The sequence below is a fragment of the Actinoplanes sp. NPDC051388 genome (genome assembly GCF_055586225.1).
Window position 1 is genome coordinate 82,968 of record NZ_JBVJIP010000010.1, and the last position, 14,466, is coordinate 97,433.

The window sequence follows — 14,466 nt, forward strand, 5'->3', positions numbered from 1 at the left end:
GACACCGGCACCTCCCTGCGCAGAAGCGCCGCCGCGTGACGGAGGCGTGGGGTCCGGACGACGGCGCGCGACGACCGACCGGGCCGGTCCGGGTGCGCGTGCCCGCCAAGATCAATCTGCATCTCGGCGTCGGGCCGCTGCGCCCCGACGGCTTCCACGAGCTGACCACCGTCTATCACGCGATCAGCCTCTTCGACGAGCTGCGGGCCAGCCCCGGCGACACGCTCACGCTGACCATGGAGGGCGAGGGGACCGGCGAGCTGGCCCTCGACGAGACCAACCTGGTGCTGCGGGCCGCCCGCGCGCTGGCCGCGCACTCCCGGGTGCCGGCCTATGCGCGCCTGCACCTGCGCAAGTCCATCCCGCTGGCCGGCGGCCTGGCCGGGGGCAGCGCGGACGCGGCCGCCGCGCTGCTCGCCTGCGACGCGCTGTGGGGCACCGGAGTGCCGCGCGAGGAGCTCGCCGAGATCGGCGCCACGCTGGGCTCGGACATCCCGTTCCTGCTGCACGGCGGCACCGCGCTGGGCACCGGGCGGGGCGAGGCGATCAGCCCGATCCTGGCCCGGCCGACCACCTGGCACTGGGTGGTCGCGATCGCGCACGGCGGGCTGGCGACGCCGGACGTCTATCGCGAGCTCGACCGGTTGCGAGACGCCGATGCGGCGCCGCCCGCCCTGGACACCGCCGACGGCCTGATGTCGGCGCTGCGCCAGCGCAAGCCCGAGGTGCTCGGCGACGCGCTCGGCAACGACCTGCAGGCGGCGGCGCTGTCGCTGCGGCCCGAGCTGGCCGACGTGCTCAAGGCCGGCGAGGAGGCGGGCGCGGTCACCGGCCTGGTCTCCGGCTCGGGGCCGAGCTGCGTCTTCCTGACCACCGACGCGGCACACGCCGAGCGGGTCGCGGCCGATCTGACCAGCGCCGGGGTGTGCCGCGAGGCCCGCACCGCGCGCGGTCCGATGCCCGGAGCCCGCATCCCCTGAGCTTCCGGCTACCGTTGAGGCATCGTGGCTAACATCGTCAATCTCGACCGGGTCAGCAAGGGCTATGGCGCTGCCGGGCGCCTGCTCACCGACGTCTCCCTGGGGCTCGACGACGACGCCCGGGTCGGCATCGTCGGTCTGAACGGCGCCGGCAAGTCCACCCTCCTGCGGATGCTCGCCAAGACCGAGGAGCCCGACTCCGGCCGGGTCACCCATCGACGTGACCTGCCGGTCGCCGCCCTGCCGCAGACGCTCGACCTCGACCCCGGGTTCACCGTGCGCGACGTGGTGCTCGGCGACGCCTGGCTGGGCGAGGGGATGGGCGCCGAGCACGAGTGGGCCGGCGACGCGGGGGTGCGCACGATCCTGGACGGCCTCGGCATGTCCTATCTGGGGCTGGACAGCCCGGTCGGTCCGATGTCCGGTGGCGAGCGCCGCCGGGTCGCGCTGGCCGCGCTGCTGGTGCGCGACGCCGAGCTGCTGATCCTGGACGAGCCCACCAACCACCTGGACGTGGCCGGCGTCGACTGGCTGGCCCGGCACCTGCTGACCCGGCGTGGCGCGCTGGTCGTGGTCACCCACGACCGCTGGTTCCTCGACGCGGTCTGCACCGCCACCTGGGAGGTCGTGGACGAGTCGGTGCAGACGTACGTGGGTGGTTATGCGGCCTGGACCCTCGCCCGGGCCGAGCGGCAACGCGTGGCCCAGCAGGTCGAGGCCCGCCGGCAGAACCTGCTGCGCAAGGAGATCGCCTGGTTGCGCCGGGGACCGCCGGCTCGCACCTCCAAGCCGCAGTTCCGGATCGACGCGGCGAACGCGCTGATCGCCGACGTGCCGCCGGTGCGCGACACGGTCACGCTGCAGAAACTGGCCACCTCGCGGCTCGGCAAGCAGGTCTACGACCTGGAGCACGTCACGCTCAAGGCCGGGCCGAAGACCATCCTGGACGACCTGACGTGGCACGTCGGGCCGGGCGACCGGCTGGCCATCCTGGGCGCGAACGGAGCCGGCAAGACCACGCTGCTGCGCCTGCTGGCCGGGCTCAGCCAGCCGGACGGCGGCTCGATCGTGCGTGGCTCGACGGTCAAGCCGGCGTTCCTGTCTCAGGAGCTGAAGGAACTGCCCGGCCAGTTGCGGCTGCTGGAGGCGGTCGAGGAGGTCGCCAAGCGGGTCCGGCTCGGCGACCGCGAGCTGGCCGCGACGCAGCTGGCCGAGGTGTTCGGGTTCACCGACAAGCGGCTGTGGACGCCGGTCGGCGACCTGTCCGGTGGCGAGCGGCGGCGGTTGCAGATGCTGCGGCTGCTGGCCGCCGAGCCGAACGTGCTGCTGCTCGACGAGCCGACCAACGACCTGGACACCGACACCCTGGCCGCGCTCGAGGATCTGCTCGACTCCTGGCCGGGCACGATGATCGTGGCGTCGCACGACCGCTACCTGGTCGAGCGGGTGACCGACACGGCATATGGGATGTTCGGCGACGGGCGGCTGGTGCATCTGCCGGGCGGGGTGGAGGAATACCTAGCCCGCGCGCCGGAGCCGGCCGCGCCGTTCGTTCCCGGCAAGATCGTCCGGACCGGGGTGTCGGCCGCTGAGCTGCGCACCGCCAAGAAGGAGCTGGCCCGGCTCGAGCGGCAGCTGGCCAAGCACGAGGACCGGATCGTCAAGATCAACGAGAGCCTGGCGCAGCACGGCAGCGACTACGACAAGATCGTCGAATTGGATGCGCAGCTCAAGGTGGTGCAGGCGGAGCGGGCGCAGACCGAAGAGGCCTGGCTGGAGCTTGCCGAGCGCGTACCCGAGGATTGATCTCGGGGGTGGTCCAGCGCCGTCCGGGCGGATAAGCCAGAATCGAGCACGAGACCACCGGCGAGACGTTGGAGACGGACACGATGGCGCACAACCCGGTCAACCACCCGTTGCGGCCGATCTACAACTTGCTGTCCCTGGCCGCCGGGGCCTATCTGATCCTGTTCGGCATCGTCGGCCTGATCGTGTCCAGCGGCAGTGGCCTGCTCGACCGTCCCGACGACCGGATCCTCGGCCAGGGCGGCAACCTGCTCTGGTCGATCATCTCGCTGGCGATCGGCGCCGTGGTGGTGCTCGCCACTCTGGCCGGGCGCAACATCGCCAACCAGGCGCAGTGGCTGCTCGGCTGGGCGCTGCTGGTGATCGGCTCCTATGAGCTGGCGGTCAGCCGCACCGACGCGAACTTCCTGAAGTTCACGATCGCCACCGTCGTGGTGGTCTATCTGGTCGGCCTGATCCTGGTCACCTCCGGGCTCTACACGAAGGTGGGCTCGTCGGCCGAGGCCGGCGTGCCGCGACAGGTGAGGGAGGGTCGCACGGCCTGATGGCGCACTACCCCCTGAACCATCACCTGCGTCAGACATACCGGCTCCTCGCCGCCGCCGCCGGGACCTACCTCGTCCTGGTCGGCGTGATCGGCCTGATCTCCACCTGGGGCGACCCGTTCCTGCACCGAGGCGCCGACTGGGCGCTCGGCCTGCGGGTCAACCAGGCCGCGTCCTGGCTGCTGCTGCTCCTCGGCGCCGTCGTGACGCTGGCCGCGCTCGCCGGCGGCAACGTGCACCATCGCGTCAACCTGGTGCTCGGCTGGGGCCTGATGGTCTTCGCGATGATCGTGATGACCATGCTGCAGACCGACGCCAACGTGCTGAACGTCTCGATGGTCAACGTGGTCGTGGTCAGCGCGCTCGGGCTGATCGTGCTGACCGCGGGGCTCTACGGCAAGGTCGGCCGCTGACTAGCGCACCTTGCGGGTGATCAGGGTGGGCTTGACCTCGAGGTGCGAGAGGCCGTTCCAGGCCAGGTTGACCAGGTGCGCGGCGACCATCTCCTTCTTCGGCTTCCGCGCCTCCCGCCACCACTGACCGACCAGCGCGACCATGCCGACCAGCGCCTGGGAATAGAGCTCGGCGAACTTCGGGTCCAGCCCGCGCTGCTTGAACTCGTCGCCCAGGATGTGCTCGACCTGGTGTGCCACGTCGTTCATCACGCTGGAGAAGTTGCCGGTCGGGGAGAGCGCGGGCGACTCGCGGACCAGCACGCCGAAGCCGTGCGGCTCGTCCTCGATGTAGTCCAGCAGCGCCAGCGCGGCCTGCTCGAGCAGCTCGCGGGGGTGGCCGGCGGTGAGCGCGGCGGCGATCCGGTCGAGCAGCGAGCGCACCTCACGGTCCACCACGACCGCGTAGAGGCCCTCCTTGCCGCCGAAGTGCTCATAGACCACCGGCTTGGAGACCTTGGCCCGCGCGGCCACCTCTTCGACACTCGTGCCGTCCAGGCCACGCTCGGCGAACAGCTGACGCCCGATGGCGATCAGCTGCTCGCGTCGCTGGGCCGCGGACATCCGGACCCTCGCGCTCTTGGGCCGGGCCGGAGTGTCGTTCAGCTCTGTCACCCGGCCATCCTGCCAGGACGGACGCGCGGCGGTGGTGCTCAGTTCGTCGCCTTTGCCATCTTCGAGGCCAGCCGCTCGGGCTTGGGCCACTTCACCTCGTATGCCGCGCCGGCCTTCTCCAGCAGCCAGATCACCCGGGCGGAGATGTCGATCTGACCACGCAGGACACCGTGCCGGGCACAGGTCGGGTCGGCGTGGTGCAGGTTGTGCCAGCTTTCGCCCATGGACACGATCGCCAGCGGCCAGAAGTTGGAGGCCTTGTCGCCGTTGCGCACCTCGAACGGGCGCTCGCCGTAGACATGGCACACCGAGTTGATCGACCAGGTGATGTGGTGCAGCAGGCCGATGCGCACGATGCCGGCCCAGAAGAAGGCGGTCAGCGCGCCCTGCCACGACATGGTGATCAGGCCGCCGGCCAGCGCCGGGCCCAGCGTCGAGACGATCACGATCAGCGGGAAGAAGTTGTCGACCCGGCGGATGTCCTTGTCGGCCAGCAGGTCGGGGGCGAACCGGGCGCGGTTGGACAGCTCACGGCTGAACATCCAGCCCATGTGCGCGTGGAACAGGCCCTTGGTGAGCGCCCAGAAGCCGGTGCCGAAGCGCCACGGCGAGTGCGGGTCACCCTCCTGGTCGCTGAACGCGTGGTGGCGCCGGTGGTCGGCCACCCACTGGATGATGTTGCCCTCGATGGCCAGCGAGCCGGCCAGCGCCAGCGTCACCCGCAGCCACCGCTTCGCCTTGAACGAGCCGTGCGTGAAGTAGCGGTGGAAACCGACCGTGATGCCGAGACCGGAGATCAGGTAGAAAACCGCGCCGATCCCGATGTCGGTCCAGGACAGCCAGCCGCCCCAGGCGACCGGGACCGCGGCCAGCACCGCCAGGAAGGGCACCACCACGAACAGGTAGAGCGCGACCAGGATCGAGCGGGACTGCGGGCCCTCGGTGAGTGGCTTGGGACCGGTGGACGCGGTGGACTCGGTGAGCACGGATGTCATGGCACCTCACAGGTGTTCGGGGAGGGTCTTCGGGGAGGGGGACAATCAAACTTACGCCTACGTCACCGTAACCTACGCTTCCGTAAGTTGCCCACCACGAGAACGCTTCTGACCTCTGCCGAACATTCGCCGGTCCTCCGCACGGGGCCGAAACGAGGCGTATCGGTGCTGGTGGGATGGTTGCCGCGCGGTTGCGGACCCGGGTTACCCATCGGCAGGTTCACGCGCGCGATGAGCGCCGGCACACCAGGACCAAAACGGCTACCAGGCTGCCGTTAAGATGTTGGGCGCAAAGGTGGTCCCGGATCGTCTAATGGTAGGACCGCGGCTTTTGGTGCCGTTTATAGGGGTTCGAATCCTCTTCCGGGAGCTGGCTATCGATGGCCTTGCTTGTTCAGTGGCTGAGTTGGCGCCGCTTCCACTCTCAAGAGTTCACACCTGCGAGCACTGGAGTCACGCGTGAGCCAGACCCCTCGTCGTACCGTCGTCGTTCTTGCCGCCGGTGAGGGCAAGCGGATGAAGTCCGCCACGCCCAAGGTGCTGCACCCCCTGCTCGGCCGCACGCTGCTCGGGCACGTGCTGAGCGCGGCGGCGGCGGCGCGGGCGGATCACACGATCGTGGTGGTGGGGCACAAGGCCGAGCTGGTCGAGGCGCATCTGGGGGAGATCTCGCCGGGCGCCGCCCCGGTGCTGCAGGCCGAGCAGAACGGCACCGGGCACGCCGTACGCATCGCCTTGCAGGCCGCGCCCGACGCGGCCGGCACCGTCGTGGTGTTGAACGGCGACGTCCCGCTGCTCCGGCCCGAGACGGTCGACGCGCTGCTCGCCGCGCACGAGGAGGGCAAGGCCGGCGCGACCGTGCTGGCCGCCGAGGTGGACGACCCGACCGGCCTCGGCCGCATCGTGCGGCACGCCAGCGGGCGGCTGGAGCGGATCGTCGAGGAGCGCGACGCGGCGCCCGAGGTGCGCGCGATCCGCGAGATCAACGCCGGGATCTACGCGTTCGACGCGGCGCTGCTGCGCGACGCTCTGAGCCGGCTGTCCGCCGACAACGACCAGGGTGAGGAATACCTGACCGACGTCTTCGGGCTGCTCGCCGAGGCCGGGCACCCGGTCGGCGTGCACGTGGCCGCGGACGCGGCGGAGACGCTGGGCTGCAACGACCGGGCCGAGCTGGCCGGGCTGCGGGCCCGGCTGCGCGACCGGGTGAACTCGGCCTGGATGCGCGCCGGCGTCACGATCCTCGACCCGGCCACCACCTGGATCGACGTGACCGTCGAGCTGTCGCCGGACGCCGAGATCGACCAGAACTCGCAGCTCATCGGCGCCACCAGCGTGGCCGGCGGCGCGATCGTCGGGCCGGACACCACGCTGATCGACACCATCGTCGAGGAGGGCGCGGTGGTGCTGCGCACGCACTCGATCGGCGCCCACATCGGCCCGGCCGCGACCGTCGGGCCGTTCTCCTTCCTGCGGCCGGGCACCAGGCTGGGGCGTAAGGCGAAGATCGGCGGGTTCGTCGAGGCCAAGAACGCCGAGCTCGGCGACGGTGCCAAGGTGCCGCATCTGACATATGTGGGAGACGCGACGATCGGGGCGAAGGCCAACATCGGCGCGGGCACGATCTTCGCCAACTACGACGGGGTGAACAAGCACCACACCACCGTCGGTGAGGGCGCGTTCGTGGGCAGCGACACCGTGCTGATCGCGCCGGTGGAGATCGGCCCGGGGGCCTATGTGGCGGCCGGTAGCGCGATTCAGAAGGCCGTGCCCGCCGGGAACCTCGGGGTGACCCGGGCGCCGCAGCGCAACGTCGAGGGCTGGACCGCCCGCAAGCGTCCCGGCACGGTCTCGGCATCGGCGGCCGAGGCCGCGGAGCGCGCCGCCGCCGCGGAAGACGCCGAAGCCGAGTGAGTCGTCCCACCCGAAAGCCATCGGCTGGTGGCGTTCGCCCGGCCTAGGGTGATACTTCAAGCGAAGATTCCCCTCGACCCACGGGAGCAGACGAGCCGATGGGCAGCATCGTCGCGGAGAACCGTAAAAGTTTGATGCTTTTCTCCGGACGCGGCTTCCCGGAGCTGGCCGAGGAGATCGGCCAGGTGCTGGGGGTGGCCCCGACCCGTTCGGATTCGTACGAGTTCGCCAACGGCGAGATCTTCGTGCGATTCAAGGACTCGGTCCGGGGCTCCGACGCGTTCGTGGTCCAGTCCATGACGGCAGGCATCAACACCTGGGTCATGGAGACGCTCATCATGATCGACGCGTTGAAGCGCGGATCGGCGAAACGGATCACGGTCGTCATCCCGTTCTATCCGTACTCGCGGCAGGACAAGAAGCACCGCGGCCGCGAGCCGATCTCCGCCCGCCTGGTGGCCGATCTGCTGAAAACCGCGGGCGCCAACCGGATCCTCACGGTCGACCTGCACACCGCCCAGATCCAGGGCTTCTTCGACGGGCCGGTCGACCACCTGTTCGCGATGGACATCCTGGCCCAGCACGTGCAGCGCAAGTTCGAGGGCCGGCCGATGACGGTGGTCGCGCCGGACTCCGGGCGGGTGCGCGTCGCGGAGCGGTGGACGGACCGGCTGGGCGGCTGCCCGCTGGCGTTCATCCACAAGACCCGCGACCCGCTGAAGCCCAACCAGGTCGTGGCGAACCGGGTGGTCGGCGAGGTCGAGGGCCGGGTCTGCCTGGTCGTCGACGACATGATCGACACCGGCGGCACGATCGCCAAGGCGGCCGACATCCTCTTCGACTCGGGCGCGGCCGACGTGGTGGTGGCGGCGACGCATGCGCTGCTGTCCGACCCGGCGACCGAGCGGCTGAAGAACAGCCGGATCAGTGAGCTCGTGGTGACGAACACGCTGCCGCTGACCCCGGAGAAGAGCCTCGACAAGATCACCGTGCTGTCGATCGCGCCGCTGCTGGCGCGAGCGATCCGAGAGGTCTTCGACGACGGCTCGGTGACCACTCTCTTTGGCGGGCTGAGCTGAGTTAGCTGGCTCCGCTTCGCTCCGCGGCGAGCTGAGCCAACCGGCTCCGCTTCGCTCCGCGGCGAGCTGAGCCAACCGGCTCCGCTTCGCTCCGCGGCGATCGCCTTGTAACCGGTGTGATGACACGCGGTTTTCCGCCACCCGCAAACCCCGCGGGCGTCGAAAAACCACGGGCCATCACACCGGCGGCGATCGCGTTAGCGGCGTGGTGATGAACGGGCAGGCGTTGGGTCATCAGTGCTCGGCGGCCCTGCCTGAGGGCTATCTCGCCGGTTTGTCGCGAGGGTGTTGATCTGGGCAAGGCTGTCTCGGCTCCGACCTTTGGCAGAGCGTCCCTTACCTGTTGGCAGGGGTATTTGGCCGCCGGTTGTTGGCGGGGCAGATCCGACGTTCGGAAGGCCGCCGTCTCGGCCCTGACCTTCGGCGTGGCTGGTCTGCCCTGGATGGTTGGCCGGGGCTGGGTCGCCTTGATGGTCGGCAGAGGTCGTCTCGTCCCAGGTGGTTGGCGGAGTCTGCTGGCCAGATATTCGGCAGAGCCTTTCCCTACCCGGCCGTTGGCGCTCCGGCCCGCTCCCAATCGTTGGCAGCGACGTGTCGGCCCCGATCCCTGGCAGGCCGCCCCGATCTCTGCCCGTCTGCCGGTTGGCCGGCCCGGCAGACGGGCCGTCTGCCGGTTGGCCGGCCCCGGCAGCCTGCCGGTTTGCCCGCCCGGGCGCGCCTGTCTGTGCGCAGGTTCGTCCGTTCGGCGGTCTGCCGGTTCGCCTGCCCGGTCGCGTGCCTGTCTGTCCCGCAGGTTTGCCCGCACTGTCGCGCGCCGGCCTGGCCGCGTGCCCATCTGCCGGTTGGCCGGCCGGCAGCCTGCCGGTTTGCCGGCCCGGTCGCGCGCTTGCCTGTCCGCAGGTTCGTCCGCTCGGCGGTCTGCCGGTTTGTCCGCCCGGTCGCGCCTGCCTCTCCCAGGTTCGCTCGCCCGGTCGCGCGGCCGGGCATTGGCAGGGCGTTCTCGGCGTGGGCTTTCGTTGGGGGCTTGAGTGGGTGTGGGCACAGCGTTGGCTTGGGTTTGGGCTGGTTTGTGGGGGCTCGGTGCTTTGGGGGCGTGCAAGTTGCGTCGTGGGGGTGGATTTTTGGCGTTGGGTGGGACCGGGTCGGGATCGGTTCGCGGTGGCAGGTAAGCTGGTGCGGTTGCCACGGCGAGGGTGCCCCGTGGGTTGCTGAGTTTCGCAGTCCACATGGAGGCGCCGTTATCGACGCGGTGCTCCGGGCTTGTGCCCAGCGCGCCCTCCCTCGCCCGGCACCGCCGACGCCCGCAGCCCGCCGACTATGACGCAGCCGATCAAAAGAGTTTCAGGAGTTTCCCCGTGTCCGAGGTAAAGATCAGCGCCGAGCCCCGCACCGAGTTCGGCAAGGGTGGTGCCCGCCGCACGCGCCGGGCCGGCAAGGTGCCCGCCGTGCTGTACGGCCACGGCGAGAAGCCCCAGCACATCGCCCTGCCGGCGCGTGAGTTCGCGGCCGCGATTCGCCACGGCGGGCTCAACCAGGTGTTCACCATCGACATCGTCGGTGGCTCGGGCACCACGCTCGCCCTGCCCAAGGCGATCCAGCGTGACCCGATCAAGGACACGTATGAGCACGTGGACCTGATCATCGTGAAGCGTGGTGAGAAGGTCCAGGTCGACGTCCCGGTGACGCTGGTCGGCGAGGCCGCTCGTAACACGCTCGTCGTGTCCGAGTCGACCACGCTGGCCGTGGTCGCCGAGGCCATGCACCTGCCGTCCGGATTCGAGGTGTCCATCGAGGGCCTCGAGGCCGGCGCCCAGATCACCGCCGCCGACGTGGAGCTGCCGCAGGGCTCCGAGCTGGCCGTCGAGCCCGACTTCGTGCTCGCGCTGGTCAGCCAGGCGCAGACCGCCGAGCAGCTCGAGGGCGACACCGAGGGTGGCGAGGGCGAGACCGAGACCACCGAGGGCGGCGAGGGCGAGGCTTCCGAGGAAGCCGCTTCCTGACCGTCCCGCAAGACCGTTGAAACAGATCAGGGAAAGTGCCTTGGGCACTTTCCCTGATCTCGTCTATGAGGAGCGACGATGACCGAGCCCTGGCTGGTGGTCGGCCTGGGCAACCCGGGCAAGCAGTACGCCGGCAACCGGCACAACGTGGGCTTCCTGATCGCGGAGCTCCTCGCCTCGCGGATCGGCGCGAAGCTGAGCCGGTCCAAGCGCACGCAGGCCGAGGTCGCGGAGGGCCGGCTGGGTTTCAACGGGCCCAAGCTGATCCTCGCCAAGCCCCTGACCTTCATGAACCTGTCCGGCGGCCCGGTCGCCCAGCTCGCGCAGTTCTTCAAGGTGCCGGTGGAGAACGTGCTGGCCCTGCACGACGAACTCGACCTGGCGTTCGGCGATGTGCGGGCCAAGCGCGGCGGCGGTGAGGGCGGTCACAACGGGCTGCGTTCGATGTCGAAGTCGTTGTCCACCAAGGAATACGCCCGCGTCCGCTTCGGCATCGGACGGCCGCCGGGTCGGCAGGATCCGGCCGACTACGTGCTGTCCGACTTCGGCTCGGCGGAGCGCAAGGAGCTGGACTTCCTGGTCGACCGGGCGGCCGACGTGGCGGAGGCGATCGTGCTCGAGGGCGTGGAGTGGGCGCAGAACAAATACCACGGCTCCTAGCCTGATATGACCTGATTGGATAGATCCTTTAGACCTTTTTGTCCGTCTATCCATGCCGTGACGCTCCCCGGCGTCGCGCGTTGGTCACTCGAACGCATCGCACGGTGCGGAGTTGGTCGGCGTCACGGGGGAGGTTTCGGGTGCAACGGGACCTTTCCGAGGAACGCGACCGGGCGGTCACCGAACCGACGGTCACCCTCCCCACCGTCGCGCCGCGTCCGGACCACCGCCCGGCGCTGCCGACCGCCCTGCGACGAGGCCCCGCAGCAGGTCGGCCCGATCCGCGCGAAGTGATCCACCGCGCGAACGACGACACCGATCCCTCCGGCGTGATCATCTACCGGGCCGACGGTCCGCCGCGCCAGGCCGACGGCCCGCGGTGGCTCGAGAACGGCAGGGGTGGTCGTGAGCAGCGGGCTGATGGCCCGCCGCGGCTCGACAACGGCGAGGGTCTCACGGGGCGGCCGGCCGACGGCTCGCGTTGGCGCGATGACGGCAAAGGCGGCCCGGTGCGTCAGCCCGATGGCCTGTGGCACCCCGAAAATGGCGAGGTCGGCCCTCGGCGGGCCGATGGCCTGCGGCTTCAGCAAAACGGCGAGCGCGGCCCGCGGCAGCAGAACGGCAGTGGCGTCCCGGCCCGGCCTGAAAACGGCCCGCGGCGGCAGGACAACGGCGCCGGCGGCCTGCGGCGGGACCAAGACGGCAAGGTTTTCCCAAGGCGGCAGGCCGATGGGAATGGCGGCGACCTGCGGCGCGATGGCGGTGGCGGCGACCTGCGGCGCGATGGCGGTGGCGACGGGCTGCGGCGCGATGGCGGTGGCGACGGGCTGCGGCGCGATGGCGGTGGCGGCGACCTGCGGCGCGATGGCGGTGGCGACGGGCTGCGCCGTGATGGGAGCGGCGACGGGCTGCGGCGCGATGGAAACAGGGACGGCGCCCCGCGGAAGGACGAGAACCGCGACGGCGGCCCGCGGAAGGGCGAGAGCGGCAAGGGCGGCGCGGGGCGGCAGGGCGACGGCGTGCGTGGGCACGAAGACGGCGACGGTGGTCTCGCGCTCGGTCCGCAGCGACGGGACAACGGTGCGGGCGATCGCCGCCCCGGCCCGAGGTTGTGGTCCGAGGGTGGCCCGCCGACCGGCGATCTCAAGATGCCGCACCGGAATTCGGCCGACCCCGGCCGCAGCCGTGACCTGTCCGGCTGGTCCGGCCGGGACGCGCAGTCGCACGTCGGCGAGACCACGCAGGTCGGTGACCGGCCGCATTCCGGTGCTCCTGGGCCGCACCGCCGCAGCGACGCCTCGGTGGACGACGCCGGCCGCCGCCGAGACATGTCAGGCCGGGATCCACAGGCCGGCGTCGGCGAGTCTTCGGTGGTCCGGCCGCACTCCGGCGGTCCTGGTTGGCAGCGGCGCGGCGACGGTCCGGCGGGCGATGCGGGTCGCAGCCGTGATCTGTCCGGTTGGACCGGTCGCGATGCGCAGCCCGGCGTCGCCGGGATCGCGCCGGTCCTCGGCCGGCCGCATCCCGGTAGCCCAGGACCGCAACGCCGCGGCGACGGTGCGGCAGACGATGCCGGTCGCGGCGTTGACCTGACCGGCCGAGACGTGCAGTCTTCGCCGGCCGGCGTTCGGCCACAGCGCGGCGGCGGCTCGGCGGACCAGCCGGAGGCGAATCCGGAGACCAGGGCGGCGGCCAACCACCCGCCGGCCAACCATGGGCCCCGCACGAACCGGCCGTCACCTCGGCAGGCTCGGGCCAAGATTCCGTCGCCGGCCGTGCCGACCAGCCCGCCGCCCGCCGGCATCGCGGACCTCAATGCGCCGCCCCGCGCGGGCGAACCGGCCACCGGCGAGCTCAACGCGCCGCCCCTGGTCGGCCGGATCCCCGCCGACCGGGCCCGCAACCGGGCGGTCGAACGTCACTGGACCGCCGAGCCCAACCGTTCGGCCGCGGTTCGGCCGGCCTCCCGGCCCTTCGTGCGGGTCCGGGGCCGGCACGCCGCCATGTCTCGGCGGCAGCGGTGGGAACGCAGCTATGTGCGGGCGCTCGTGCTGTCCGATCTGTTCGCCGGTGTCTCCGCCGGGGCCGCGACCTTCGGGCTGCGCTTCGGGGACGAGGTCACCGCCTACAACCGGTGGTATCTGCTCTTCTCCGCGCTGTTGCCGATGGTGCTGCTGCTGGTCCTGGCGGTGAGCCGGGCCTACGAGCGGCGCTTCCTGTTCGTCGGGACGGACGAGTACCAGCGGGTGATGCGCGGCGGGATCGGGCTGATCGCGGGGGCGGCCGTACTCTCGTACGCGCTGGAATTGGATCTTGCTCGGTCCTATGTCCTGGTGGCACTGCCGCTGGCGATCGTCACGGCCGGCGTGCTCAGGTTTGCGCTGCGCAAGCGGCTGCATCGGGCCCGGAGCCGGGGCGAGCGACTGCGCCGGGTGATCGTGGTCGGCCACGAGCTGAGCGTCATCGGCATCACCCGTCAGCTGCGCCGCGAGCGCTATCACGGCCTCGAGGTGGTCGGCTGCTGCCTGCCGCCGCAGCACGACGGCGTGGTGGACCTGCCGGTCTACGGGACCTTCGACGACGTGGCGACCGCGGTGGACGCCGCCGACGCGGACACCGTGGTGGTGCTGAGCTGCCCCGAACTCGACGGCGTCGTGCTGCGCCGGCTGGCCTGGCGGCTGGAACGCGACGAGGTCGACCTGGTGGTGGCCAGCGCGCTGATCGACGTGGCCGGCGCCCGCACCACGATCCGCCCGTTCGACGGCCTGCCGATGCTGCACGTCGAGCATCCCCGCCTGCACGGCGGCGTCCGGCTGGTCAAGGAACTGGTGGACCGGCTGGGCGCGGTGTTCCTGCTGGCCCTCTTCGGGCCGGTGCTGCTGGCGGTCGCACTGTGCGTCCGGATCACCAGCCGCGGGCCGGTACTCTTTCGGCAGGTTCGCGTCGGCCGGGACGGCGGCGAGTTCCGCATCTTCAAGTTCCGCAGCATGTATGTCGACGCCGAAGCGCGGCTGGCCGAGCTGAGGCATCTCAACGAGCACGATGGTGTGCTCTTCAAAATGCGCGACGACCCGCGAGTCACCCCGATCGGTCGCTGGCTGCGCCGGTTCTCGCTGGACGAGCTGCCGCAGTTGCTCAACGTGGTGACGGGACAGATGTCGCTGGTCGGGCCCCGCCCGCCGTTGCCGACGGAAGTCGCCGCCTACGCTGACGACGTCCGTCGCAGGCTGGCGGTCAAGCCGGGCATGACGGGCCTCTGGCAGGTTTCCGGGCGATCGGAGCTGTCCTGGGAGGAAACGGTCCGGCTCGACCTGCGCTATGTGGAGAACTGGTCACTCAGTTTGGACCTGGTGATCCTGTTGCGGACCATGACCGCGGTGGTGCGCTCGTCGGGAGCGTACTGATGAGAGGGAGCGAGCG

The 14,466-nt window shown here is 70.8% G+C and carries 13 protein-coding genes and 1 tRNA gene; 10 read left to right on the forward strand and 4 right to left on the reverse strand.

What is annotated here, in order from left to right; all coding sequences use genetic code 11:
- The first annotated feature begins 35 nt into the window (after positions 1-35).
- From ACZ6TI_RS24930 to ACZ6TI_RS24945, 4 genes are all read left to right on the forward strand, one after another.
- Positions 36-980, forward strand: a complete 945-nt coding sequence (locus ACZ6TI_RS24930; RefSeq protein WP_465347537.1) for a 4-(cytidine 5'-diphospho)-2-C-methyl-D-erythritol kinase — start codon at positions 36-38, stop codon at positions 978-980.
- 24 nt (positions 981-1,004) lie between these two features.
- Complete coding sequence (locus ACZ6TI_RS24935) at positions 1,005-2,786, forward strand: ABC-F family ATP-binding cassette domain-containing protein (protein WP_465347538.1); 1,782 nt, start codon at positions 1,005-1,007, stop codon at positions 2,784-2,786.
- 68 nt (positions 2,787-2,854) lie between these two features.
- Positions 2,855-3,331: a DUF4383 domain-containing protein gene (locus ACZ6TI_RS24940; protein ID WP_465347539.1), complete on the forward strand. Its 477-nt coding sequence runs from the start codon at positions 2,855-2,857 to the stop codon at positions 3,329-3,331.
- Entirely contained in the window at positions 3,331-3,744 is a 414-nt protein-coding gene (locus tag ACZ6TI_RS24945; RefSeq protein ID WP_465347540.1) for a DUF4383 domain-containing protein, read from the forward strand. Before ACZ6TI_RS24940 ends, ACZ6TI_RS24945 begins: the two co-directional genes overlap by 1 nt.
- On the opposite strand, the gene ACZ6TI_RS24950 is transcribed toward ACZ6TI_RS24945, so the two are convergent.
- Together ACZ6TI_RS24950 and ACZ6TI_RS24955 are read right to left on the reverse strand one after the other, a co-directional pair.
- Complete coding sequence (locus ACZ6TI_RS24950; protein ID WP_465347789.1) at positions 3,745-4,347, reverse strand: TetR/AcrR family transcriptional regulator; 603 nt, start codon at positions 4,345-4,347, stop codon at positions 3,745-3,747. It abuts the gene before it with no gap.
- Positions 4,348-4,436: 89 nt separating this feature from the next.
- Positions 4,437-5,393 carry an acyl-CoA desaturase gene (locus ACZ6TI_RS24955; RefSeq protein WP_465347541.1) on the reverse strand — a complete coding sequence of 319 codons (957 nt, stop codon included), beginning with the start codon at positions 5,391-5,393 and terminating at the stop codon, positions 4,437-4,439.
- Between the two features lie 299 nt (positions 5,394-5,692).
- Here ACZ6TI_RS24955 and ACZ6TI_RS24960 point away from each other — a divergent pair.
- The 5 genes from ACZ6TI_RS24960 (at position 5,693) to pth (ending at position 11,046) form a co-directional block, all read left to right on the forward strand.
- Positions 5,693-5,763 (forward strand) — tRNA-Gln (locus tag ACZ6TI_RS24960).
- A gap of 89 nt (positions 5,764-5,852) precedes the next feature.
- Positions 5,853-7,307 (forward strand): bifunctional UDP-N-acetylglucosamine diphosphorylase/glucosamine-1-phosphate N-acetyltransferase GlmU, encoded by a 1,455-nt coding sequence (glmU, locus tag ACZ6TI_RS24965; protein ID WP_465347542.1) that lies wholly within the window; start codon positions 5,853-5,855, stop codon positions 7,305-7,307.
- A gap of 98 nt (positions 7,308-7,405) precedes the next feature.
- Positions 7,406-8,386 carry a ribose-phosphate diphosphokinase gene (locus ACZ6TI_RS24970; RefSeq protein WP_465347543.1) on the forward strand — a complete coding sequence of 327 codons (981 nt, stop codon included), beginning with the start codon at positions 7,406-7,408 and terminating at the stop codon, positions 8,384-8,386.
- Positions 8,387-9,741: 1,355 nt separating this feature from the next.
- Complete coding sequence (locus tag ACZ6TI_RS24975) at positions 9,742-10,386, forward strand: 50S ribosomal protein L25/general stress protein Ctc (protein WP_465347544.1); 645 nt, start codon at positions 9,742-9,744, stop codon at positions 10,384-10,386.
- Between the two features lie 78 nt (positions 10,387-10,464).
- Entirely contained in the window at positions 10,465-11,046 is a 582-nt protein-coding gene (gene pth, locus ACZ6TI_RS24980) for an aminoacyl-tRNA hydrolase (RefSeq protein ID WP_465347545.1), read from the forward strand.
- 122 nt (positions 11,047-11,168) lie between these two features.
- Here the strand turns inward: pth and ACZ6TI_RS24985 are convergent, their stop codons facing one another.
- Positions 11,169-12,077: a hypothetical protein gene (locus ACZ6TI_RS24985; protein ID WP_465347546.1), complete on the reverse strand. Its 909-nt coding sequence runs from the start codon at positions 12,075-12,077 to the stop codon at positions 11,169-11,171.
- Positions 12,078-12,377: 300 nt separating this feature from the next.
- Positions 12,378-12,746, reverse strand: a complete 369-nt coding sequence (locus ACZ6TI_RS24990; RefSeq protein WP_465347547.1) for a hypothetical protein — start codon at positions 12,744-12,746, stop codon at positions 12,378-12,380.
- A gap of 303 nt (positions 12,747-13,049) precedes the next feature.
- Between ACZ6TI_RS24990 and ACZ6TI_RS24995 the strand changes: the two genes are divergently transcribed.
- Positions 13,050-14,450 carry a sugar transferase gene (locus ACZ6TI_RS24995; protein ID WP_465347790.1) on the forward strand — a complete coding sequence of 467 codons (1,401 nt, stop codon included), beginning with the start codon at positions 13,050-13,052 and terminating at the stop codon, positions 14,448-14,450.
- The last annotated feature ends 16 nt before the right edge of the window (positions 14,451-14,466 follow it).